The 22,286-nt window shown below is 73.6% G+C and carries 23 protein-coding genes and 1 pseudogene; 13 read left to right on the top strand and 11 right to left on the bottom strand.

Annotation, left to right across the window (positions count from 1 at the left end; translation table 11 throughout):
- The first annotated feature begins 355 nt into the window (after positions 1-355).
- The 4 genes from VM95_RS20215 to glxA all read left to right on the top strand — a co-directional run bounded on the left by VM95_RS20215 (position 356) and on the right by glxA (position 7,004).
- Positions 356-943 (top strand): DedA family protein, encoded by a 588-nt coding sequence (locus VM95_RS20215; RefSeq protein WP_244178860.1) that lies wholly within the window; start codon positions 356-358, stop codon positions 941-943.
- Positions 944-1,324: 381 nt separating this feature from the next.
- Positions 1,325-2,605: a polysaccharide deacetylase family protein gene (locus VM95_RS20210; RefSeq protein WP_045698822.1), complete on the top strand. Its 1,281-nt coding sequence runs from the start codon at positions 1,325-1,327 to the stop codon at positions 2,603-2,605.
- A gap of 333 nt (positions 2,606-2,938) precedes the next feature.
- Positions 2,939-5,008 (top strand): glycosyltransferase family 2 protein, encoded by a 2,070-nt coding sequence (locus VM95_RS20205; RefSeq protein WP_052706506.1) that lies wholly within the window; start codon positions 2,939-2,941, stop codon positions 5,006-5,008.
- Positions 5,009-5,063: 55 nt separating this feature from the next.
- Positions 5,064-7,004 carry a radical copper oxidase GlxA gene (gene glxA, locus VM95_RS20200; RefSeq protein ID WP_482259666.1) on the top strand — a complete coding sequence of 647 codons (1,941 nt, stop codon included), beginning with the start codon at positions 5,064-5,066 and terminating at the stop codon, positions 7,002-7,004.
- A gap of 6 nt (positions 7,005-7,010) precedes the next feature.
- Here glxA and VM95_RS20195 read toward each other — a convergent pair whose 3' ends face one another.
- The 6 genes and pseudogenes from VM95_RS20195 to VM95_RS45650 form a co-directional block, all read right to left on the bottom strand.
- On the bottom strand, positions 7,011-8,051 hold the full coding sequence (locus tag VM95_RS20195; protein ID WP_063773529.1) for a glycoside hydrolase family 6 protein: 1,041 nt from the start codon (positions 8,049-8,051) through the stop codon (positions 7,011-7,013).
- Positions 8,052-8,195: 144 nt separating this feature from the next.
- Positions 8,196-8,924, bottom strand: coding sequence for a uracil-DNA glycosylase (locus VM95_RS20190; RefSeq protein WP_244178858.1), 729 nt, complete (start codon positions 8,922-8,924; stop codon positions 8,196-8,198).
- 57 nt (positions 8,925-8,981) lie between these two features.
- Complete coding sequence (locus tag VM95_RS20185) at positions 8,982-9,797, bottom strand: low temperature requirement protein A (protein ID WP_052707467.1); 816 nt, start codon at positions 9,795-9,797, stop codon at positions 8,982-8,984.
- 52 nt (positions 9,798-9,849) lie between these two features.
- Positions 9,850-10,164, bottom strand: a pseudogene (locus VM95_RS45655) (low temperature requirement protein A); the annotation flags it as partial.
- Positions 10,165-10,248: 84 nt separating this feature from the next.
- On the bottom strand, positions 10,249-11,028 hold the full coding sequence (locus VM95_RS20180; protein ID WP_045698865.1) for an HAD-IIA family hydrolase: 780 nt from the start codon (positions 11,026-11,028) through the stop codon (positions 10,249-10,251).
- A gap of 151 nt (positions 11,029-11,179) precedes the next feature.
- The gene (locus VM95_RS45650) at positions 11,180-11,386 is read right to left on the bottom strand and encodes a hypothetical protein (RefSeq protein WP_045698820.1); all 207 of its coding nucleotides are present in this window, start codon (positions 11,384-11,386) and stop codon (positions 11,180-11,182) included.
- 55 nt (positions 11,387-11,441) lie between these two features.
- Between VM95_RS45650 and VM95_RS20170 the strand changes: the two genes are divergently transcribed.
- Complete coding sequence (locus VM95_RS20170) at positions 11,442-12,515, top strand: Gfo/Idh/MocA family protein (protein WP_078860220.1); 1,074 nt, start codon at positions 11,442-11,444, stop codon at positions 12,513-12,515.
- Between the two features lie 85 nt (positions 12,516-12,600).
- Positions 12,601-13,209: a hypothetical protein gene (locus tag VM95_RS20165; protein WP_045698815.1), complete on the top strand. Its 609-nt coding sequence runs from the start codon at positions 12,601-12,603 to the stop codon at positions 13,207-13,209.
- Here VM95_RS20165 and VM95_RS20160 read toward each other — a convergent pair.
- Together VM95_RS20160 and VM95_RS20155 are read right to left on the bottom strand one after the other, a co-directional pair.
- Positions 13,196-13,618 carry a type II toxin-antitoxin system VapC family toxin gene (locus VM95_RS20160; protein ID WP_045698813.1) on the bottom strand — a complete coding sequence of 141 codons (423 nt, stop codon included), beginning with the start codon at positions 13,616-13,618 and terminating at the stop codon, positions 13,196-13,198. The genes VM95_RS20165 and VM95_RS20160 overlap by 14 nt on opposite strands.
- Positions 13,611-13,895 carry a type II toxin-antitoxin system Phd/YefM family antitoxin gene (locus VM95_RS20155; protein WP_045698810.1) on the bottom strand — a complete coding sequence of 95 codons (285 nt, stop codon included), beginning with the start codon at positions 13,893-13,895 and terminating at the stop codon, positions 13,611-13,613. Before VM95_RS20155 ends, VM95_RS20160 begins: the two co-directional genes overlap by 8 nt.
- A 146-nt stretch (positions 13,896-14,041) precedes the next feature.
- Between VM95_RS20155 and VM95_RS20150 the strand changes: the two genes are divergently transcribed.
- Together VM95_RS20150 and VM95_RS20145 are read left to right on the top strand one after the other, a co-directional pair.
- On the top strand, positions 14,042-14,335 hold the full coding sequence (locus tag VM95_RS20150) for a DUF6412 domain-containing protein (RefSeq protein ID WP_244178857.1): 294 nt from the start codon (positions 14,042-14,044) through the stop codon (positions 14,333-14,335).
- 103 nt (positions 14,336-14,438) lie between these two features.
- Positions 14,439-15,128: a YidC/Oxa1 family membrane protein insertase gene (locus tag VM95_RS20145; protein WP_045698806.1), complete on the top strand. Its 690-nt coding sequence runs from the start codon at positions 14,439-14,441 to the stop codon at positions 15,126-15,128.
- A gap of 71 nt (positions 15,129-15,199) precedes the next feature.
- On the opposite strand, the gene VM95_RS20140 is transcribed toward VM95_RS20145, so the two are convergent.
- Positions 15,200-15,889 carry an HAD family hydrolase gene (locus VM95_RS20140; protein ID WP_045698803.1) on the bottom strand — a complete coding sequence of 230 codons (690 nt, stop codon included), beginning with the start codon at positions 15,887-15,889 and terminating at the stop codon, positions 15,200-15,202.
- A 43-nt stretch (positions 15,890-15,932) separates the two neighbouring features.
- Positions 15,933-16,496: an NUDIX hydrolase gene (locus tag VM95_RS38940; protein ID WP_045709848.1), complete on the bottom strand. Its 564-nt coding sequence runs from the start codon at positions 16,494-16,496 to the stop codon at positions 15,933-15,935.
- Positions 16,497-16,749: 253 nt separating this feature from the next.
- On the opposite strand from VM95_RS38940, the gene VM95_RS20130 reads away from it, so the two are divergent.
- A complete protein-coding gene (locus VM95_RS20130; protein WP_045698801.1) occupies positions 16,750-17,517 on the top strand; it encodes a CDP-alcohol phosphatidyltransferase family protein in 768 nt (255 codons plus the stop codon).
- 363 nt (positions 17,518-17,880) lie between these two features.
- On the opposite strand, the gene VM95_RS20125 is transcribed toward VM95_RS20130, so the two are convergent.
- A complete protein-coding gene (locus tag VM95_RS20125; protein WP_045698799.1) occupies positions 17,881-18,258 on the bottom strand; it encodes an ArsR/SmtB family transcription factor in 378 nt (125 codons plus the stop codon).
- Positions 18,259-18,369: 111 nt separating this feature from the next.
- On the opposite strand from VM95_RS20125, the gene VM95_RS20120 reads away from it, so the two are divergent.
- The 4 genes from VM95_RS20120 (at position 18,370) to VM95_RS20105 (ending at position 22,168) form a co-directional block, all read left to right on the top strand.
- The gene (locus VM95_RS20120; protein ID WP_045698797.1) at positions 18,370-19,356 is read left to right on the top strand and encodes a quinone oxidoreductase family protein; all 987 of its coding nucleotides are present in this window, start codon (positions 18,370-18,372) and stop codon (positions 19,354-19,356) included.
- A 101-nt stretch (positions 19,357-19,457) separates the two neighbouring features.
- The gene (locus VM95_RS20115) at positions 19,458-20,390 is read left to right on the top strand and encodes an alpha/beta hydrolase (RefSeq protein ID WP_045698795.1); all 933 of its coding nucleotides are present in this window, start codon (positions 19,458-19,460) and stop codon (positions 20,388-20,390) included.
- 47 nt (positions 20,391-20,437) lie between these two features.
- Positions 20,438-21,148 carry a helix-turn-helix transcriptional regulator gene (locus tag VM95_RS20110; RefSeq protein WP_045698793.1) on the top strand — a complete coding sequence of 237 codons (711 nt, stop codon included), beginning with the start codon at positions 20,438-20,440 and terminating at the stop codon, positions 21,146-21,148.
- 114 nt (positions 21,149-21,262) lie between these two features.
- Positions 21,263-22,168, top strand: coding sequence for an alpha/beta fold hydrolase (locus VM95_RS20105; protein WP_045698790.1), 906 nt, complete (start codon positions 21,263-21,265; stop codon positions 22,166-22,168).
- Positions 22,169-22,286 lie beyond the last annotated feature (118 nt).

Below are 22,286 nucleotides of genomic sequence, written 5' to 3'. Positions count from 1 at the left end.
CCCGTCGTCGGCGACCGCACGGGCTCGGGTGGCCCCGCGGTCGCTGCTGCCGACCGGGGTCAACCACCGCCGCGGGCCCGCTGTTCCCGCCGTCCGGCGTCGGACCCGGCAAGGATCCGGAAGGGCGGGCGTTGCGTGCGGCACCTCGCCCCGGGGGGGGGCTCGTGCCGTGGTGGAGGGGACGTGTGGGAACACCGCGCAGGAACACCGCGCCGGGACCGTCCGTTCACGCATTGGCCGGGAACCGCGGCTTCCCCGGGGTGCTTCAGGGCATGAAAAGTCGAGACGCTAGCGTTGACCCAGCAGCCACCTGCTCCCCCGGGCGGCGGTGGAGGGAGTTAGGGCCTTGGACTTCGTGGCGGCGATCGGATCCTCGTGGATCTGCGCCCTGGCGCTGTGCGCCGTGCTCGGGGACGCCCTGCTGCCGTTCCTGCCCAGCGGGACGCTGGTGATCCTGGCCGTGCTCAAGACGGCGCGGATCGACGGCGCCCCGGTGCTGCTCGGCCTGGGCGTGGCGGTGGCCTCCTTCCTCGGCGACGTCCTGCTGCTGCACCTGGCCAGACGCGGCGCGCCGCTGCTGCAGCGCCGGCTCGCCCGCCGGCCGAAGCTGGCGGCGAGCGTGGCCCGGGTCCAGCAGGCGCTGGTCGAGCGCCCGCACGGCGGGGCCGCCGCGATGGTGGTGATCGCCCGGTTCGTCCCGGGCGGGCGGACGGTGCTGGACGTGGCCATCGGGCACTCCCCCGCGCATCCGCACCGCTTCCTGCGCTGGTCGGCCGTGGCGGCGCTGGTCTGGGCCGCGTACATCGTGACGCTGGGCTGGCTGAACAGCCACTGGTTCGACACGGCCTGGCTGAGCATGGCGGTGTCCTGCGCGGCGGCGACCGCGATCAGCACCGCGATCGCCCGCGTGGTGCGCCGCAACCGGCGGCTGGCTGCGCTCTGAGGCCGGCCCCGGGGGCCGCGGCCGGAAGTCTGCCCGGACGGGCGACGGATCCTACCGGCCGCTGACGAACCCTGACCGATCCGGACGGACCGGCGGTACCGTACTGCCCTGGCGGTGCGGCGAGCGAAGCGTCACAGGACGGCAACAGACGACCGGTCGCCGCAGCCCGGACCGGCCCGTCCGGCGTGTACACCGTCGTCGGAGCCGTACGACCCCGGGCGACCCCCGGGCGACCTCGGCCGAGCTCGGGCGACCCCCGGGCGGCCTTGGTGGCGGCTTCGACCACATGACATGCTTGCGGCGGAATGTTCATCAATTGCCCGATTTGACCGGTGCGGCCCCCGCCGCCTCACCCACCGGCGTCGGCAACCAGGGGAGACCATGACCAAGATCTCGCGCAGGACGGTGCTCAGTGCGACCGCCGCGACCGCCGCCCTCGGCGCGGTCGCGGCCTGTTCCAGCGGCGGGTCGGGTTCGGGCCAGGGCTCCTCGTCCGCGCCGCCCGGCGGCGACGCGGGCACCCCGCAGGGCGCCACCGGCGACCCGACCAAGGCGCAGGTGCCCAAGGGCACCCCGATCGGCGACGGCTCCAACGCCGACACCGGCCCGCAGCCGAACCAGCCCAAGCCGGAGAAGCTCAAGCCGGGCGAGCGCCCGCCCCAGTTCGTGGTGTTCTCCTGGGACGGCGCGGGCGGCACCGACGACGGCCAGTTCCCCCGGTTCCTGAAGCTGGCGGAGCAGTACAAGGCCACGATGACCTTCTTCCTGTCGGGGATCTACGCCCTGCCGAAGGGCAAGTCCGACCTGTACCACCCGCCGAAGCACTCGGTCGGCGCCTCGGACATCCCGTACCTGTCGGACGGCGCGGTCAAGAGCACCCTCAAGCTGGTCAGCCAGGCCTGGCTGGCCGGGCACGAGATCGGCACCCACTTCAACGGGCACTTCTGCTCCAGCCGCCCGGACAAGAACGGGGTCAACATGTGGACCCCGGAGGACTGGCAGAGCGAGATCGACCAGGCGATCGGCTTCGTCACCCAGTGGCGGACCAACACCGGCTTCACCGACGTCGACCCACTGCCCTTCGACTACAAGAAGGAGCTGATCGGCGGCCGCACGCCGTGCCTGGAGGGCCAGAAGGCCCTGCTGCCGACCATCGCCAAGCTGGGCTGGAAGTACGACGCCAGCTCGCCGGGCGGCCTGCAGATATGGCCGCAGAAGGTGCAGGACGGCAAGGTCTGGGACTTCCCGCTGCAGGGCATCCCGTTCCCCGGGCACACCTTCCAGGTGCTGTCGATGGACTACAACATCCTGGCCAACCAGTCCGCCGGCAGCACCAAGGGCGACCCGGCCAAGTACAACGACTGGCGCACCCAGGCCACCAACTCCTACCTGGCGGGCTTCGACCGGGCCTACAACAGCAACCGGGCGCCGTTCTTCATCGGCAACCACTTCGAGCAGTGGAACGGCGGCATCTACATGGACGCCGTCGAGCAGACCCTCAAGACGATCGCGGGCAAGCCCGAGGTGCGGCTGGTCTCCTTCAAGCAGCTGGTCGAGTGGCTGGAGGTGCAGGACCAGTCCACGCTGCGCAAGCTGCGCTCGCTCGGCGTCGGCCAGGCCCCGGCCGGCGGCTGGGAGGCCTTCCTCGGCACGGCGGGCTGACGCGGCGGGCTGACGCGTGCCACCCCGCGCGCTCCGGCCGCGCACTCGCGCGGCCGGAGCGAATTCGGGCCGCTATCACCTTCGCGCGTCAGGATGGCCTGGAACCATAGTATTTTCACGCCTGAGTGGTGATCATTTTTCCGATCGGTTGCAATCATCCTTGCGTTCCAGGAGAGTTGAACGCGTGGAGGAACAGACGAATAGCTGAACCCGCCGCACGATTCACGTGCTGGAACGCCCGGAAACCGCACTGATGAGTGCAGTTCGCCGGGCGGTGGTCTGTTCCGGAACTTCACGACGAAACACGTCGCAACACTCCGGGGGGAGAGCCACATGACCATGCCGTTCTCACGACGAGGGGACGTCGGAACGGCCCGGGAGAGCAGTGCCGGAGAACGGATCGACCACGCCCTGGCCACCGTTCCCACGCCCGAAGCCCCGTACGACTACGTCCACTTCAGCCGCCTCGCCGGCCCCGCGACCGAACCGGACGACCTCGGCGGCGTCTACCGCCCCGACCCGGGCGCCGCGAAGGCCGCCCCGACCGCCCCCTACCGGGTCCGGTACCGCAGCCTGCTGCGCCGCGAGCCGCACCGCGTCCGCGCCGCCCTGCTGCTGGTGGCGGCCCCGCTGCTGGAGGCGGTGCTGCTGGTGTGGCTGCTGCTGCCGGAGCACTGGCCCGAGCGCGCCGACGAGACGAACGTCCTGGTCCTGCTGGGCGACAAGGTGATGATCGGGATCATCGCCGTCGTCGAGGTGTTCCGGCTGGTCAACGTCGTCTCCAACACCCACGCCACCCTGGCCGCCCGCGATCCGGTGCCCGTGACGCCCGAGGCCGGCACCCGGGTCGCCTTCCTCACCACCCGCGTCCCCGGCAAGGAGCCGCCGGAGATGGTGCGGGCCACGCTGCTGGCGGCGCGCGGCGTGCGGCACGACGGCCCGTACGACGTCTGGCTGCTGGACGAGGGAAACGATCCTGCCATGCAGGCCCTGTGCGCCGAGCTGGGCGTACGCCACTTCAGCCGCCTCGGCCACCCGCACTGGAACCGGCCGAAGGGCCGCTTCCGCGCCGGGACCAAGCACGGCAACTACAACGCCTGGCTCCAGGCGCACGGCGACGACTACGACTTCTGGGTCTCCGTGGACACCGACCACGTGCCGCTCCCGGACTTCTGCGAACGCATGCTCGGCTACTTCCGCGATCCGGACGTGGCATTCGTGGTCGGCCCGCAGGTGTACGGGAACTACCGCAGCTCGGGCTCGGCCGTGACCGCATTCTCCGAGAGCCAGCAGTACCTCTTCCACGCACTCGTCCAGCGCGCCGGAAACCGTTACGGGGCGCCGATGTTCGTCGGCACCAACAACGCCGTCAGAATCCGCGCGCTCCGGTCGATCGGCGGGTTGTCCGACTCCGTCACCGAGGACATGGCGACCGGCCTGGAGTTCCACGCGCGCCGGAACCCGGAGACCGGGGAACGCTGGAAGTCCGTGTACACCCCGGACGTGCTCGCGGTCGGCGAGGGCCCGTCCTCCTGGACCGACTTCTTCTCCCAGCAACTGCGCTGGAGCCGCGGCACCTACGAGACCCTGTTCACCCGGTACTGGCGGCTCGTGTGGCGGCTGTCGCCCGGCCGGCTGCTCAACTACACGCTGATGCTGGCCTTCTACCCGATGGCGGCGCTCACCTGGCTGCTCGGCGGCGTCTCCAGCGTTCTCTACCTGGGCTTCGGATCCTCCGGCGTGCACGTCTCCTCGGAGATCTGGATGATGCTCTACAGCGACGCCGCCGCGCTCCAACTGCTGCTCTACACCTGGAACCGCAAGCACAACGTGAGCCCGCACGAGCCGGCCGGCTCCTCCGGGGTCGCGGGCATGGTGATGTCGGCGCTCTGCGGCCCGGTCTACGCCGCCTCGCTGCTGCAGGCGCTGGTGCGCCGGCGCAACCGCTTCGTGGTCACCCCGAAGGGCCGCTCGGCCAGCGCCGACCGGCTCGGCACCTTCCGCTACCACCTGTTCTGGACGCTGGTGTTCGGCGGCGCCCTCGTCGCGTCCTTCCGCACCGGCTACGACCACGTCGCGATGCGCACCTGGGCCGCGATCGCGCTCGGCCTGACCCTGCTGCCGATCCTGGTGCTGGCCGCCGACGGCGTCCGGCGGCGCCGGAGCAAGCCCACCGCCACCCTCACCGTCACCGGCGCCACGACGGCCCCGGGGGTCGTCCTGGAGAAGCGCGGCCCGCGCCACGCCCGCCCTGCGGGCGCCCGCGCCCCGAAGGCAGCGCCCACCGCGCCGGGTTCGACCGCGCCGACCCCGACCGTGCCCGCCCAGGGCGGTCCGCTCGACAGCCCGACCGTCCCGCTGCGCCTGCCCGCGCCCGACCGGGCCGGCCGCGGACCCCACTGAGCCGGCCCGCCCCACGCCCGGCACCCTGCCAGCCTCCTGAGGGGACCTCAGCACCGTGAAGATCCAGAAGATCCACAAGACCGGCCGGACCAAGCGCTTCGCCCTCGGCAGCACCGTCGCGCTGACCGTCGCCGGGATGAACGCCCCGGCCGTCCTCGGCTTCGCCAACGACCAGTACCACAACTACGTGATCAACCAGCCCGGCTACAAGGCGGAGTACGGCCACTGGCAGACGCTCGGCCTGCCCGCCGAGTTCCGCGTCAACGCCGTGCACGCCACCGTGCTGCGCACCGGCAAGGTGCTCATCGTGGCCGGCTCCGGCAACGACGAGAAGCAGTTCAACGCGGGCACCTTCAAGAGCCTGCTCTGGGACCCGGCCGCGAACACCTACAAGCTGATACCCACCCCCGCCGACATGTTCTGCGGCGGCCACACCTCCCTGCCGGACGGCCGGGTGCTGGTCGCCGGCGGCACCGCCCGGTACGAGAAGCTGGACGGCGCGGTGAAGAAGGCGGGCGGCGTGATGCGCGTCCGCAACGAGAGCCCGGACCGCGCCCGGAGCTTCCCCAAGGGCACCGTCTTCGTCGCCCCGAACGGGCGCGAGTACGCCTCCACCGCGGACGTGACCGTCCCGGCCGCGACGAAGTCCGGCGCCGGCGCACAGACCAGGGTCACCGCCGGCGAGACGCGCGTCTTCGTCGAGGCCCTCGGCGCGGGCCAGGACTGGGTCTCCGGCGCGCCCGCCCAGTACCGGATCAAGGGCCTGGCCGGGGCCGACGCGCACAACCTGTACGGGCAGAGCGCCAAGATCACCCTGGACAAGCAGGAGTACCAGGGCATCCGCTCGGCCTTCGAGTTCAACCCCGACACCGAGCTGTACGAGCAGGTCACCGACATGGCCCACGCCCGCTGGTACCCGACCCTCACCGGGCTGGGCGACGGCCGGGTGGTCACCGTCTCCGGCCTGGACGACACCGGCGAGATCCTCAACGGCAACGACAACGAGATCTACGACCCGAAGACCAGGACCTGGGCCAAGGGCCCCGACCGCTACTTCCCGACCTACCCGTCGATCTTCCTGACGGCGAACGGGAAGCTCTTCTACTCCGGCTCCAACGCGGGCTACGGCCCCGCCGACAAGGGCCGCCAGCCCGGCGTGTGGAACCTCGCGGACAACAGCTTCCAGCCCGTCCCCGGCCTGCGCGACCAGAACCTGACCGAGACCTCCTCCTCGGTGCTGCTGCCGCCCGCGCAGTCCCAGAAGGTGATGCTGCTCGGCGGCGGGGGCGTCGGGGAGTCCCCGCTGTCCACCGCCCGCACCGACATCGCCGACCTCTCGGCCGCCCAGCCCGTGTTCACCCCGGGCCCGGACCTGCCGGCCGGCGGCACCCGCTACCTGAACAGCGTGATCCTCCCGGACGACACCGTGTTCACCACCGGCGGCTCCAGCGGCTACCGCGGCCGCGGCGACAGCGACCTGCTCAAGGCGCAGGTGTACCACCCGGATTCCAACACCTTCAAGAAGGCCGCCGAGCCGACCGTGGGCCGCGACTACCACTCCGAGGCGGTGCTGCTGCCGGACGGGCGGGTCGCCGTGCTCGGCTCCAACCCGCTGTTCGCGGACAAGGCCGAGACCCAGCCGGGCGGCTTCGAGCAGCGGATCGAGATCTACACGCCGCCGTACCTGTACCACGGCGACCGCCCGCAGGTGACGGACGCTCCCGGGGCGGCGAAGCTCGGCGGCACCGTCCGGGTCGGCACCGCGCGGCCGGAGGCGGTGGCCACCGCCAAGCTGATCCGGCCGAGTTCGGTCACCCACGCGACGGACGTCGAGCAGCGCTCGGTGGCCCTGGACATCACCGGGCGGACTGCGGACGGGGTCTCGCTCGCCCTGCCGGCCAACCCCAACCTGCTGCCGCCGGGCTGGTACATGCTGTTCCTGACGGACGGGCAGGGCACGCCCTCGGTGGCGCGCTGGGTCGAGGTGAAGGCGTAGGCCCTCTCAGCGGGCGGCCCGGGCCAGCCCCAGGGCGTACGGGAGCCAGAACTCCCCCGCCCGGGGCTCGCCCCGGCCGCACTCGCCGTCCGACTCGCCCGGGTTCTTGACCCACAGGTAGGCGTCGACCCCGGGCCGCCCGGTGTCGGCGGTCGGCCGCTCGCCGAGCGCCCGCCCGGGCGGGTTGCACCAGGAGTCGCCGCCCAGCGGGCCGTTGCCGTTGCGGCTGGTGTCGATGACGAAGTGCTTCCCGCCCAGGGCGGCGGAGAGCCCGCCGCCGTAGGCCGCGTTCCGGCCGGTCTCGTAGAAGTTGGCGACGTTGACGGCGAAGCCGTCCGCCGCGGCGATGCCGGACTTGCGCAGGGCGCCGGCGAGCTCGGCCGGGTCCTGCGCCCAGCCGGGGTTGCCCGCGTCCAGGTAGACCCGGACGTTCGGGCGCTTCTTCAACTCCTGGACGGCGAAGGCCAGCAGGCCGTACCGCTCGGCGGCCTGGTCGCCCTTGACGCCGCAGCCGTCCAGGGTGTGCGGGACGGCGTCCGGCTCCAGCACCACCCAGGCGCGGCGGTCGGCGAGGGCCTCGGCGACGCCGGTGATCCAGGCGCGGTAGGCGGCGGCGTCGGCGGCGCCGCCGGCCGAGTAGAGCCCGCAGTCGCGGTGCGGGATGTTGTAGGCGACGAAGACCGCCGTGCGGTCCGCCTCGGTGGCCCGGCGGCTGACCTGTTCGGCGATCTCCCGGGCGTCCTGCTCGCCGAGCCACTGCGCGGAGGGCTGGGCGGCGATCCTCAGCAGGCTGTCGGCGTCCGCCGTGCGGCCCTGGCCGCGCAGCGCGGCGAGCTGCCGGGCGGCGTTGGTGCGGTCGGACACGTAGAAGGCCTGGCCGGGGAGTTGGGGCAGTCCGACGTTCGCGGGGGAGGTCGCGACGGGCGGCGCCGCGGCCGGGGCGCTCGGCGCCGCGCCGTCCGAGCCGCTGCAGCCGGACCCCGCCAGTGCCAGTGCGGTGGCCAGCGCGGCCCACCGAAGCGCTCCCGCCCGTCCCAGCACGTGCACGTACCGCCCTTCCCCCGCTCCAGGCCTGGGCCCTGCCGGCACCAGCTAAGCACACCCGGGGCGGCCGCACGGCCCGCATCGGTGAACGCCAAGTGGCCGCGGGCGGACGGAAGTCCACCCGCGGCCACGCCCCCCCGGGGTGGCTCAGACCTGCTTCAGGTTCGGCACCTGCCAGTCGATCGGCTCGCCGCCGAAGCCGTCCAGCGCCGAGTTGATCTGCGAGAACGGGCGGCTGCCGAAGAACAGCCTGGCGGACAGCGGCGACGGGTGCGCGCCCTGCACGACCGCGTGCTTCTCGGTGTCGATCAGCGGCAGCTTCTTCTTCGCGTAGTTGCCCCACAGCACGAAGACCACCGGCTCCTCGCGCGCGCTCACCGCCTTGATCACCGCGTCGGTGAACTTCTCCCAGCCCTTCGCCTTGTGCGAGTTGGCCTCGTGCGCGCGGACCGTGAGCACCGCGTTGAGCAGCAGCACGCCCTGCTCGGCCCAGTGCATCAGGTAGCCGTTGTCGGGGGCGGGGATGCCCAGGTCGGCGTCCAGCTCCTTGAAGATGTTGCGCAGCGAGGGCGGCGTCCGGGTGCCGGGCAGCACCGAGAAGCTCATGCCGTGCGCCTGGCCGTCGTCGTGGTACGGGTCCTGGCCGAGGACGAGCACCCGGACCTTCTCGTACGGCGTGGCCTCCAGCGCGGCGAACTCCTGGCCGCTCGGCGGGAACACCTGGTGCTCCGCGCGCTCGGCCGCCACGAAGTCCGCCAGCTGCGCGAAGTACGGCTTCTCCGCCTCGGCGCCCAGCACCGCGCGCCAGGACTCGGGCAGCTCCAGCCCGCCGCCCGCGCCGGCCTCGACCGCGCCCGCCTCGACCGTCTCCGTCACGACATCTACCTCCCACACCGCGGCTGCTGTGCCGCACGCCCTCTTTCACCCCGAACGCTACACAGGCCCACCGACAGACCGGTCCGCCGGAACGGCCACGGACTCCTCCGCCGCGATCTCCCGGGCAGCACCGGCCGCCGCCCGCGCCACCCGGACGTGCTCCACCGCGTTGAGCGCCACCAGCAGCACGGCCAGCACCACCAGCACCACCAGCGCGGGCAGTCGCACCATCGCGGGCAGCAGCGCCAGCACCAGCGCGGCGGCGACGAGCCGGGTGACGGCCACCCGGCGGAACATCATCCAGCGGGTGTAGCCGAAGGTCAGCAGGTACAGCCCGCAGCCGCCGTACAGCAGCGCCACCGAGCCGGCGCCCAGCGCCTCCCCCGGGTCGGCGACGGTCTCCTCGAAGCCGACCGCCACCCCGATCACCCCGGCGGCCAGGGCCAGGTGGCCGTACTGGAAGATCCGCCGGATGACGTCCCGGCGCGAGTCGGCGGTCTCCACGGCGTGCCGCATCGCGTCCGCCGCGTAGACGAAGTACTGCCACCACAGGCCCGCCGAGATGGTGAACGCGGCCGCCACGGCGGCGAGTTCGGCCGCGTCCAGCCGGGCGGCGGCGGCCGGGCCGCCGATCCCGACGACCGACTCGCCGAGCGCCACCAGCAGGAACAGCGCGAACCGCTCGGGCATGTGCGCGGGGTGGTAGGCCACCACGGCGAGGCGCCGCCGGAACACCAGCGGCGCGGCCAGGTCGCACAGCGCGGCCAGCGACCACAGCGCCAGCCGCGGGCCGTCCGGCAGCAGCCCGCCCGCCCGCCACCAGCAGCGGCCCGCTGACCAGCACGGCCACCCCGTACGGGCCGCGCCAGACACCCGGGAGGCGGGCCACCAGGAGCAGCAGCACCAGCCGGGCCAGCCAGTACGCGACGCCGAGCAGCAGGCCGCGCCGGCCGTACGCGCCGGGGACGGCGAGCGCCATGAACAGCCCGCCCAGGCCGACCAGCAGGATGCCCAGGCGGTCGCGCGGGTTGTCCACGTCCCGGATGTTGGCCTGCACGGTGGTGCCCACCCAGCACCAGTACACCGGGACGAACACCACCAGCGCCTCGGCCAGGCCGACCAGGTCGTGCTGGTGGTGCAGCAGGGCCGAGACCTGGGTGATGGCGAAGACGAAGACCAGGTCGAAGTACAACTCGGCCCAGGTGACCCGTTTCTCCGCCGCCTCCACTGCCGTGCTCATCCGCCCGTTCCTCCCCCACCCGTGACGCGCGGGACCCCGCCCCGGCACTCGGCCGGAGCGGGGCCCGCGATGGCACGGCAGAGGCTAGACGAGCTCGACCAGGTCCGCGATCGACTTGACGACCCGGGTCGGCCGGTACGGGAAGCGCTCGACGTCCTCGGCCGCCGTGAGGCCGGTGAGCACCAGGATGGTCTCCATCCCGGCCTCCATGCCGGCCACGATGTCGGTGTCCATCCGGTCGCCGATCATCACGGCGCTCTCCGAGTGGGCGCCGGCGGTGTTCAGGGCCTCCCGCATCATGAGCGGGTTCGGCTTGCCGACGAAGTACGGCTCCACGCCGGTGGCCTTGGTGATCAGCGCCGCGACCGAGCCGGTGGCCGGCAGCACGCCCTCGGTGGACGGGCCGGTCTCGTCCGGGTTGGTGCAGATGAACCGGGCGCCCTGGTTGATCAGGCGGATCGCCTTGGTGAGCGCCTCGAAGGAGTACGTCCGGGTCTCGCCGAGGACGACGTAGTCGGGGTTGTTGTCGGTCAGCACGTAACCGGCCTGGTAGAGCGCGGTGGTGAGGCCGGCCTCGCCGATCACGTACGCGGTGCCGCCCGGGCGCTGGCCCGCGAGGAACTTCGCGGTGGCCAGGGCGGAGGTCCAGATGCACTCCTCGGGGACCTCCAGGCCCATGCCGGCCAGCCGGGCGCTGAGGTCGCGCGGGGTGTAGATGGAGTTGTTGGTGAGGACCAGGAACGGCTTGCCGGACTCCCGCAGCCTGCGCAGGAACTCCTTCGCGCCGGGAATGGGCGTGCCCTCGTGGATGAGGACCCCGTCCATGTCGGTCAGCCACGACTCGATGGGCTTGCGCTCTGCCACGTAGGTGTCTCCCTCGGTCTTGCAACGGTTCTGAACGATCTCGCACATCGCTCCGGACCGGACACCGTCGGCCGGCCGGGCGCCACAGGCTGCCCCAACGCCGACCAGCGTAGTCGTCCATCGGCGCGGCCCGCAGTGCCCACCGGATCGGTCAGCGGGGCAGCACGGTGATCCCGAGCGACTTCCAGGTGCCGAGCACCCCGGGCCCGTTCCGACCGGCTCGCCGAGCACGCCGGACTGTCCAGCCGTACACGTTGTCGGTGAGGACCAGGAGCGGATTGCCGGATTCCCGCAGCCTGCACAGGAACTCCTCCGCGCCGGGGATCGGCGTGCCCTCGGGCATGAGGACGCCGTCCATCCGGCACCTGGGGAGATACCGGGAGCAATCGGGCGGGGCGTGGTTGAGTGGGCGCATGACTGCTGAGATCTCCCGTCCGCTGCGGGTCGGGCTGGTCGGGTACGGCCTGGCCGGGTCCGCGTTCCACGCGCCGCTGATCGCCGGCACGCCGGGGCTGCGGCTGGAGGCCGTGGTCACCGCCAATCCCGAGCGCCGGGAGCGGTTGGCGCGCGAGCACCCCGGCGCGCGGGCGGTGGACACCCCCGAGCTGCTGCTGGCCGACCCGGAGGCGCTGGACCTGGTGGTCGTCGCCACCCCCAACCGCACCCACGCGCCGCTCGCCCGGGCCGCGCTGCGGGCCGGGCTGGCCACCGTGGTGGACAAGCCGCTGGCCGGTACGGCGGCCGAGGCGCTGGAGCTGTGCCGGCTGGCCGGGGACCGGGGCGTCCTGCTGTCGGTGTTCCAGAACCGGCGCTGGGACGGGGACTTCCTCACCGCGAGCCGGCTGGTGCGCGGCGGCGCGCTGGGCCGGGTGCACCGCTTCGAGTCCCGCTTCGAGCGGTTCCGGCCCAAGCCGAAGCCGGGCTGGCGCGAGCTCGCCGACCCGGCCGAGGCCGGCGGCACGCTGTACGACCTGGGCAGCCACCTGGTCGACCAGGCGCTGACCCTGTTCGGCCCGGTCGAGACGGTCTACGCGGAGATCGACGTGCGGCGCGACGGCGCGGTGGTCGACGACGACGCCTTCCTCGCCCTCACCCACGCCTCCGGCACCCGCTCGCACCTGTGGACCAGCGCCGTCACCCCGCTGACCGGCCCCCGGCTGCGGGTGCTCGGCGACACCGCCGGGTACGTCAAGTCGGGCATGGACCCGCAGGAGGCCGACCTGCGGGCCGGCCTGCGCCCGGGCGGCGGCCGGCCGTGGGGCGTGGACCGGCCCGAGCGGTACGGCACCCTGGGCACCGACGGGTCGGCGATCTCGCTGCCCACCGACCCGGGCGACTACCCGGCCTTCTACGCGGGCGTCGCCGCCGCCCTGGCCGCCCCCGGCACCCCGCCGCCGGTCGACCCGTACGACGCGGTGGCGACGCTGACCGTCCTGGAGGCCGCCCGCGGCGCCGCCGCGACGGGCCTGACGGTCCGGCTGGGCTGACGGGTACGGCTGGGCTCACGGGCCGACCGGGCTGACCGGGCTGACCGGGCTGACGGCTACTTTGCCGGTCCTTTAGGCTGCCCGGATGACTGATCAGCGGGGGTGGCGGGCACCGGCCGACGCGGACGAGCGGCGGCGGCGCGAGCAGGAGTGGGCGGCCGGGCAGAAGGAGCGCGAGAAGGCCTGGAACGCCGAGTTCGAGAAGCGCCAGGCCGCCGGGGAGGCCGAGGCGCGCGAGCAGCAGCGGGTCACCGGCACCGCCCGGGAACGGGAGTCCTGGGGCGGGGGCAGGCGGAGCGGGTCCATCGGCTTCGTCGACGTGACCGGGCCGGACGGGCAGCCGGTGCGGATCGCGGTGGTGTGGCTCGGCCGGTTCCGGGCCACTGCCGGGAGGCTGCACGCCTACGAGCCCATGCGCAACCTCGACGGAGGCGGCGGCACCGGCGAGGGGGTCCTGCTGCTGATCCCCATCGCCCTCCTGGTGGGCCTGAACTTCGGCCTCCGCTGGCTGGTGCTCGCCCTGCTCCGCCGCCCGCGCTGGGCCGTGGCCGCCAAGGCGGGGAGCGAGCGGGGCAAGGCCGGCGGGAACACCGTCCTGCTGCGCAGCCGCGACCGGGCGGAGGCGTACCGGTACGCGGCCGCCCTGGCCGACCGGGTCGAGCGGGACGGCAGCGCCGCCCTCACACCCCGATGACCTCCACCGCCGAGCCCAGCCCGCGGAAGTCCGAGACGTTGCGGGTGTAGAGCGGCAGTCCGTGCGCGGAGGCGACGGCGGCGATCATCAGGTCGATCCGGCGCGGCCTCGGCTGCCGCCCGGCGGCGATGGTGAGCGTGACCAGCGTCCCGTAGCGGGCGGCGGCGGCCGCGTCGAAGGGCAGCGGGTCGAAGTCGGCCATCGCGGCGCCCAGCACCTCCAGCCGGGCGGCGCGGCTGGCCGGGTCGCGGGCCATCGACACGCCCTGCTGCAGCTCGGCGAAGGTGATCGCGGTCAGCTCGGGCACGGCCGGCAGGTCGGCCGGGTTGAGCAGCGCGAGGTCGATGTAGACGCAGGTGTCTAGCACCCCGGCCGGCCGGCGCCGGGACGCGCGGCGGCGCTCAGCCACGCCGGCGCTCGAACGGGTCGTCGCCCTCGTCGCCGATCAGGTCCTCGGGGCCGAAGTACTCCTCGGCCTCCTTGCGCATCTGCTGGTAGTCCACCTTGGGCAGCTTCACGTGCCGGGCGACCAGCTCCTCGGCCGTGAGCCGGCGCCGCCCGGTGACCGGCCGCAGCTCGGCGACCTCGACCCCGTTCCGGGTGATGTGGAAGGTCTCCCCGGCCTCCACCGCGTCCATCACGGCGGCGGAGTTGTTCCGGAACTCCCGCTGGGTAATGGTCTTCATGTCCTCCACGGTAGCCCCGTGTAGCACCGGCGGCTACACCCCGCGCGACAACCCGTTGACGGCGGGAACCCGTCGGGCCGTACGATCGTCGTGCTGAACGCATGCATGGCAGTGGTAACCGGCCGGACACCGAAGGGGGGAGCGCTGTGGGCGTCGTCGCGATGCTGCTCGGGCTGCTCCGGGTGTTGACCGGGGACCTGGTGACCGAAGGCGGCGCGCTGACGTCCGTCGCCGCCGCCGCGGCCGTGGCCCTGGTGGCCGGTGCGGTCGCCGGGGCACTCGCCGGGGCGCGGCTGCTGGGCGCGCGGGCGCCGGCCGTGGTGCGCAGCGGAGTGCTGCGGCGCCGGGCCTTCCGTACGGCGTTCCTTCCGCAGCGTGATCCGGACGCCCGGGGCAGGCGACGCCCCAGGGCACCGGGCGCGGCCCCGGCGGCCGCGTAACCCGTACTCCCCCCGTACTCCCGCACACCTGCTGTCGGCAGCTGCGCGCGGCCGTCCTCCGTCGACCACTCATGTCCTGAGACCCCGGAGGGCTCGCTTCACCATGTCCGTTCTCGCCGTTCTCGACCCGGCCGTCGCCGTCGCCCACGCCGCCGTCGCCGCACTCGCCCACGTCGTCCCGACCGCGCTCGCGATCGTCCTGTTCGTCCTCGTCGTCCGGCTGTCGCTGCACCCGCTGGCGCGGGCGGCGGCGCGCGGGGAGAAGGCCCGTTCGAAGCTCGCGCCGAAGATCGCCGAGCTGAACCGCAAGCACAAGGACCGCCCCGAGAAGCTGCGGGAGGCGATGGCGGAGCTGTACCGGAAGGAGCAGGTCTCGCCGGTCGCCGGATGCCTGCCGGTGCTGGTCCAGATCCCGTTCTTCTCGGTGATGTACCGGCTGTTCACCACCCCGAACGACCTGCTCGACCACACCCTGTTCGGCGTGCCGCTCGGCCTGCACGTCGGGAACGCGCACGGCGCCGGGCAGGTCGCGGTGTTCGCGGTGCTGTACGCCGGGCTGGCGGCGGTCGGGTACGTCAACTACCGCCGGGCCCGGCGTGCGGCGGCGGCGCAGACCACCCCGCAGCCGGGGGCGGCGCTGCTGCCGTACCTGTCGTTCGGGTCGGTGTTCTTCGCGCTGCTGGTGCCGGTGGCCGCGGCGCTCTACCTGCTGACGACGAGCGTCTGGTCGGCCACCGAGCGGGCCTGGCTGTACCGGGGCGTTCCGGCCCCGGCGGCCGCGCTCGCCGTGTAGTCCGGCCGTCTGGCGGTCCGGCTCGTCCGGGCCGTCCGGCTCGTCCGGACTGTCCGGCTCGTCCGGCTCGCTCAGAAGTGGCGCAGCAGCTCCGGGAAGGCCGTGAGCCGCAGCGTCGCCTCGTCCGGGCGCAGCTCCTGGTGCTCCAGCACCCAGGTGTGCTCGTGCGGGATGAAGACGGTGCGTAGGCCGGCCGCGCGGGCGGGGGCGATGTCGGACTTCGGCGAGTTGCCGATCATCCAGGTGCGGGCGGGGTCGAGGGCGAGCTCGGCGGTGAGCTCCCGGTAGGTGCCGGTCGACTTCTCGGCCACGATGTGGATGCCGCGGAAGTGGTGGTCGATGGTGGAGGCCGCCACCTTCGCCCGCTGCTCCTCCTGGTCGCCCTTGGTGAGCAGCAGCAGGTGGTGCCGGCCGGCGAGGGCGGCGAGGGTGTCGGCGACGCCGGGGATCAGCTCGATCCCGCCGCGCCGGGTGAGCGGGGCGAGCAGGTCGTCGATCCGGGCCAGCTCGGCGGCGGTGGGGGTGCGGTCGCCGTTCAGCCGGCTCAGGCAGTCGGCGAGGCTCTGCCGGAAGGAGCCGGCGCCGTAGCCGAGGGTGGGGACGTTGGCGGCTTCGATCCCGGCGAGGAGGGTGCGGGTGCGCTCCCGCTCGGCCGGGGCGGCGACCCAGTCCAGGAAGGCGTCGGTGACCCGCTCGAAGATGACGTTGTTCTCCCAGAGGGTGTCGTCGGCGTCGAAGATGAGGATCTGGTCGGTGTGCATCGGGGGGTCTCTCCGTCGGGCGAGCAGGTGAACGGGCGGGGCGTCAGGCGAGCAGGCGGGCGGCGCGGTCCAGGGTCTCCCGCAGGTTCTCCTCGGTGGTCCGCTCCTTGGCCTCCTCGATGGTCAGCCATTCCAGCGGCGCGGCCGGGTTCTCCGGGCGGGCGTCGTCCGGGGTCGCGGTGGCGAGCAGGAAGCGCAGGTCGGCGTGCTCGTGCGCGGGCTCGACGGGCGAGGCGGGGACGGGCACCACGACGAGGTGGACGAGCGCCGCGTCCGGCCAGGGGGCGAGGTCGGTGAGGCCGGTCTCCTCGCGGCCCTCGCGCAGGGCGATGTCCAGCGGGCTGGTCTCCCCCGGGTCGCCGTGGCCGCCGACCTGCAGCCAGGCCTGCTGGCGGACGTGCCAGCGCAGCAGCACCCGGCGGGTCGGCGGGTGGACGATCAGCGCGGAGGCGGTGAAGTGCAGCGGGGTGGCGCGCTCCCAGGCGTCCGGGGCGTCGGCCCGCGGGCGGACCCGGGCGAGGTCGGCGGTCTCGGCCGGGCCCTGCGGCCGGTGGCCGTCCAGGAGTCGGGCCGGCTCGGGGCTCTGCGGGGCGCCCGTGGTCACCATGGTGCTGTGCTCCTCGTCATCCGCCCCGGGGCCGCGTCGAACCGCCTCAACCGGCGTGCGGGAGCGGGCGATCGGGCCCGGGGGCTCCGGTTCCGGCGAACCCGCGCAGCCTAGCCCGGGGGCCTTGGGCGGCCCACCGGTTTTCGGGGCCGCCGGCGGGCTCCGGGGGCTGGTCGGAGCGCCCTCCCGCAGGCCTTAGCCTTCGTGGTGGTCGTTTCGGGCCAGGTTCCAGAACAGGTGGAGGGAATTCGTCATGGTGGCTGCTCCGGCGCTCGCCGATCTGCGCGAGGTGTGCCAGCCGCAGGCCAAGCTGCAGAGCCGCAACGGTGAACACTGGGCGGGCCGGCTGTACATGCGGGCCCTCTCGCTGCGCACCACCCGGCAGTTGGTACGCACCTCGGTGTCGCCGAACACGCTCACCTGGGTGATGGTGGTGTGCGGGGTCGGCGGCGGCGCGGCCCTGCTGATCCCCGGCCTGACCGGTGCGGTGCTGGCCGCCGTGCTGTTCCAGCTGTTCCTGCTGTTCGACTGCGTGGACGGCGAAGTGGCGCGCTGGAAGCGCCAGTTCAGCATGGCCGGGGTGTACGTGGACCGGCTCGGCGCCTACCTGGCGGACGCCGCGCTGATGATCGGTGCCGGTGTCCGGGCGGCTCGCGGCGGTTCGGACCTGTGGGTGTCGGCGGGCCTGGCGGCCGCGCTGGGCGTGGTGCTGCTGAAGGCCTCGACGGACCTGGTGGACGTGGCCCGGGCCCGGAGCGGGCAGGCGCCGGCGGACGAGGAGTCGACCCAGCCGCGCTCGCAGGGCATCGCGACGGCCCGCCGGCTCGCCTCGATCTTCAAGATCCACCGGGTGACGAACGGCATCGAGGCGTCCCTGGTGCTGCTGGCGGCGGCCGCGGTGGACGCGGGGCTGCACAACCTGGACGCGACGCGGTGGACGCTCGCCGGGATCACGGCGATCACCTGGGGGATGGTGGTGGCGCACCTGGCGTCGATCCTGTCCTCCTCGCGGCTGCGCTGAGCGGCCGCACTGAGCAGCTGCACCGAGCGGCTGCACGCGCCCGCCCCCGTTACCCCACGGCGGCGCCGAGCGGCCCGGCTCCCGGGTGGAGGCGGCCCTCCCCCACCGGGGGGAGGCGGCGGCGCGAAGCCCGTCGCAGGTCGGAGGCGGCGGTGCCGGTTCCGGTGGGAGGCTGGAGGCATGACGACGGGCCAGCGTGCCGCCGTCACCGTCGAGGCCACCTCGACCACCTGACCGGAAGCAGGCGCCGGCCCGCTTCCCTTCGACCGATGACCTCGGCCGCCACCCCCGTGCGGCCGGGGTCGTCGGCTTTCCGCGCACCGGCCTTCCGCTCACCGGCCTTCCGGTCGCCGCGCCGAGCCGTCAGGCCCCGCCGCCCTCCTCGGCCTCCTGCGCCTCCTGCGCCTCCTCCGCCGTCCGGGCGTGGGCGGCGAGGATGCTGTCGAGCAGGCCGGGGAAGCGCTGTTCCAGGTCGACGGCGCGCAGGGCGCTGAACCGGCGGTTCCCCTCCTCCCGCTGGCGGATCAGGCCGGCCTCGCGCAGCACCTTGAAGTGGTGGCTGAGCGTGGAGGGCGCGACGTTCACCGGGAAGGTGCCGCAGACGCGCTCCGGCTCGGCGCGCAGCACACTCACGATGGTCATCCGAGTGGGGTCGGAGAGCGCGTGCAGAACGTCGAAGAGATCGATCTGCTCGGGCTCGGGGTGCGCGAGCGCCGGTCGGCGGCGGGTGCTTCGGGGCATGTGACGACCTCTCTGAGCTGCGATGTTCGACAATCACCGAAACGGAGTGGTACCACTGTCGCAACACCAAATTCGATGTTCGTAGAACATCGTAACGGAGGGGGTTCCGACATGCGTGCACTGGTGATGACGGCGGCCGGCGGGAGCGAGAACTCGCAGGTCCAGGAGATCGACGCGCCGCGCCCCGGCCCCGGCGAGGTCACGATCGACGTCGCCTACGCCGGGCTCAACTTCGTGGACGTGATGGCCCGCCGGGGCGACGGCGGCTACACCGCCGCGTGGCCGCACCTGCCGGGCAAGGAGGTGTCCGGCACCGTCCGGGAGCTCGGCGAGGGCGTCACCGGCCTGGCGGTCGGCGACCGGGTGGTGGCCGCGCCGGTCGGCGGCGGGCTGGCCGAGGTCGCGATCGCCGCGGCCGTGCTCACCGTGCCCGTTCCGGACGGGGTGCCGCTGCGCGAGGCCGCCGCCGTCCCGCTCGGCCTGGCCACCGCGATGCTGCTGCTCGGCGACGCCGGCCGGTTCGCCGCCGGGGACACCGTGCTGGTGCACTCGGCCGGCGGCGGGATCGGACACGCGATCGCCCAGCTCGTCCCGCTGCTCGGCGGCGGCCGGCTGATCGGCACGGTGGGCCGCCCCGAGAAGGCCGCCGCCGCCGTCGAGGCCGGCTACGACCACGCCTTCGCCCGGGACGCCGACCTGCTCGACGCCGTCCGGGAGGCGACCGGCGGAAAGGGCGTCGACCTCGTGCTCGACCCGCTCGGCACGGAGGCGCTGGACCTCGACCTCGACCTGGCCGCGCACGGCGGCCGGATCGTCCTGTTCGGCAACGCGGGCGGCGGCGCCCTCGACGCCCTGCCCCCGCTCGGCCGCCTGATGGCCGACAACCTCACCGTCACCGGCTTCAGCCACCGCGCCATGGCCGCCGGCGACCCCGCGCGACTCGGCCGCGCGATCCGCCGGGTCCTCGACCTGCTCGCGGGCGGCGGGCTCGACCTGCCGGTCACCGAACTGGCCGGACTGGAAGCCGTCCCGGCCGCGCACGACGCCATGCAGGAGCGGCGGGCGCTCGGCAAGTACGTGGTGCGCGTGTCCGGTTGAGCCGAGGAGCCATGCCGCCACCGGACGACTCGACACCGTGACGCAGGTCACCGGAAAAGGGTGACAGGGTGTTGTCGCGGACGGCTGCGAACGTTCGACGCATGACGATCACAGACGAGGACTGCCTCGCCGAGACCCTGGCCTTCAACGAGCAGTTCGAGACGGCCGCCGCGAGCCGTCCCGTTCGCGGCCGAGCACCGGACGCGGCCCTGCTGGCACTCCTGCGGCGCAACCGGCTCGCCGGCGACACACCGCCGGTGAGACTGCCGCAGGGCCGGGACCGTACCGTCGCGGACGGCGTGAAGGTCCGGACGTTCGTCCCGGATCAGGTCGACGGCGTGTACCTGCACATCCACGGCGGCGGCTGGGCGTTCGGCTCCGCGGACGGGCAGGACGAACGGCTCTGGAGGCTCGCCGTGCAGGCGCGGCTGGCCGTGGTGAGCGTGGAGTACCGCCTGGCGCCGGAGCACCCGTTCCCCGCCGGGCCGGACGACTGCGAGGGGGCCGCCCGCTGGCTGGTGGACCACGCCGCCACCGAGTTCGGCACCGGGCGGCTGCTGATCGGCGGCGAATCGGCCGGCGCGCACCTGAGCGTGCTGACCCTGCTGCGCCTTCGCGACCGGCACGGCATCACCGGCGCCTTCCGGGCGGCCCACCTGTTCTTCGGCCCGTACGACCTCTCGATGACACCGAGCCAACGGCTGTTCGGATCCAGGCGACTGCTGAGCAACACCGACGCGCTGCGCGGCAGTTACGGACTCTTCACACCGGGGATGGGGCCGGAGGAGCGCCGCGACCCGGAGGTCTCGCCGCTCTTCGCCGACCTGGCCGGCCTGCCGCCGGCCCGGATCGTCGTCGGCTCGGAGGACCCGCTGCTGGACGACTCGCTCTTCCTGGCCCAGCGGTGGCGGGCGGCCGGTGCGCCCGTGCAACTCGGCGTCGTCGCGGGCGCGATGCACGGCTTCACCCTGTTCCCGCTGACCGTCACCGAGCGGGAGCTGCGGCGCGAGCGGGACTTCCTGGCCACGGCGTGACGGGCCACGGCGCGCCGGGTCACGGCGCGCCGGTAACGTCGAGCCCCGTGAATCGCACTCCTCGGCTCTACGCACTGGTGGAAGAGCTGCGCGCGGCGGCGCCGCGGCCGTTGACGGTCGCGGCGCTCGCCACGCGGTTCGAGGTCAGCACGCGCACGGTGCAACGCGACCTCCAGGCGCTGATGGACGCCGGCGTACCGGTGCGCGCCACCTCCGGGCGGGGCGGGGGCTGGTCGATCGACCCGGCGATGACCCTCCCGCCGATCCGCTTCACCACCGAGGAGGCCTCGGCCCTGGTCGCCGCCCTCGCTGCGGCCGACGCCTCCGCCCCCTACGCCGGTGCCGCCCGCACGGCCTCCCAGAAGATCGCGGCCTCGATGACCGGCCCCGCCTCGCTCGCCGCCCAGGAGCTCGCCGCACGGATCGTCGCGCTGCCGGCCCGCACCGCCGAGTCCGTCCGAACCGCGGTGGAACAGGCCCTCACCGGCGGCACGGTGCTGCGGCTGGCCTACGTCGACGCGGCCGGGCGGGAGAGCGAGCGCGCCGTGGAACCGGCCGGGCTGCTCACCGCGGACGGCAAGTGGTACCTCATCGCCTGGTGCCGCACCCGGCAGGCGGGCCGGGGCTTCCGGCTGGACCGGATCGCGGCGGCGACCCCGACCAGCGAGCAGGCGCCGCCCCACGACCTGGCCGCCCTGCTGCGCGGCTCGGCTGCCTCCGGCGCGGTGCGGCCCGCGGCGCTGGCTTCGCTCGGCTAGGAATTCGAGGCGTCGCAAGCCCGGCAACTGTCCCTTATTTTATCACGACAATGATCGAAAGTCATATTCCCGCGACGATGGATAATTGATTGGCCATTCGCTAGATTGGCGGCCATGACTTCACGCGCCGAGTTATTCGTCGAATCCGGTGAATTGCGACTCCGGACCGAACGGGTCGGCTCCCCGGACGACCCGGCCGTCCTGCTGGTGATGGGCACGGCCGCGCCCGGCATCGGATGGCCGGACGAGCTGGTGGACGTCCTGGTGGCCGGCGGCCGCCAGGTCATCCGCTACGACCACCGGGACACCGGCCGGTCCACGTGCGTGGACTTCGCCACCCACCCCTACGCGCTGGCGGACCTGGCCGCGGACGCGACGGCGGTGCTCGACGGCCACGGCGCGGCCGCCGCGCACGTCGTCGGAGCGTCCCTGGGCGGCGCGATCGCCCAGTGGCTGGCCGTGCACCGCCCCGAACGCGTGCTGAGCCTGACCGCGATGATGACCGGCCCGATGGGCCACAGCCCGGGCCCGGCCTGGGCCCGCGCCCTGGCCGGCCAGGCACCCGACCCCGACGACCTGCCGCCGCCCGCCGCCCGCTTCCTGGCGCACCTCGCCCACCGCGCCACCCTCCCCCAGGGGACGCGGGACGAGTACGTCGCGGCGAACGTCGAGACGTGGCGCGTGCTCAACGGCGACGCCCTGCCGTTCGACGAGCCCGCCGCCCGCCGCTTCGTGGAGACCTCGTTCGACCTGACCGGCAACCACGCGGCAGCCCTCAACCACGACCTGGCCGGACGCGCCATGACCGAGGACCGCCTGGCCCCGCTGTCCACGATCGAGGCTCCGACCCTGGTCCTGCACGGCACGGAGGACCCGCTGCGCCCGCTCGCGCACGGCCGGGCCCTGGCCGAGGGGATTCCCGGTTCGCGATTCCGGCCGATTCCGGGAATGGGGCACACACTGTTCTCGCCCGGCCTTCCGCAGCGGATCGGCGAATTCATTCGGGAGCACATCGCATAAGCGAGGAAATGCCTGCGTAGGTAGTCGGCCCGGCCACTACCTACGCAGGCGCACACGGCCGGACCGCCTCGTCGGCCCGCTGGACGGCCGAAAAGGTTCGAGACGTCACGCAACCATC

Origin of the sequence: Streptomyces rubellomurinus (genome assembly GCF_000961885.1) — a bacterium.
Classification (GTDB): domain Bacteria; phylum Actinomycetota; class Actinomycetes; order Streptomycetales; family Streptomycetaceae; genus Kitasatospora; species Kitasatospora rubellomurina.
This window is presented reverse-complemented; position numbering and strand designations above follow the sequence as displayed.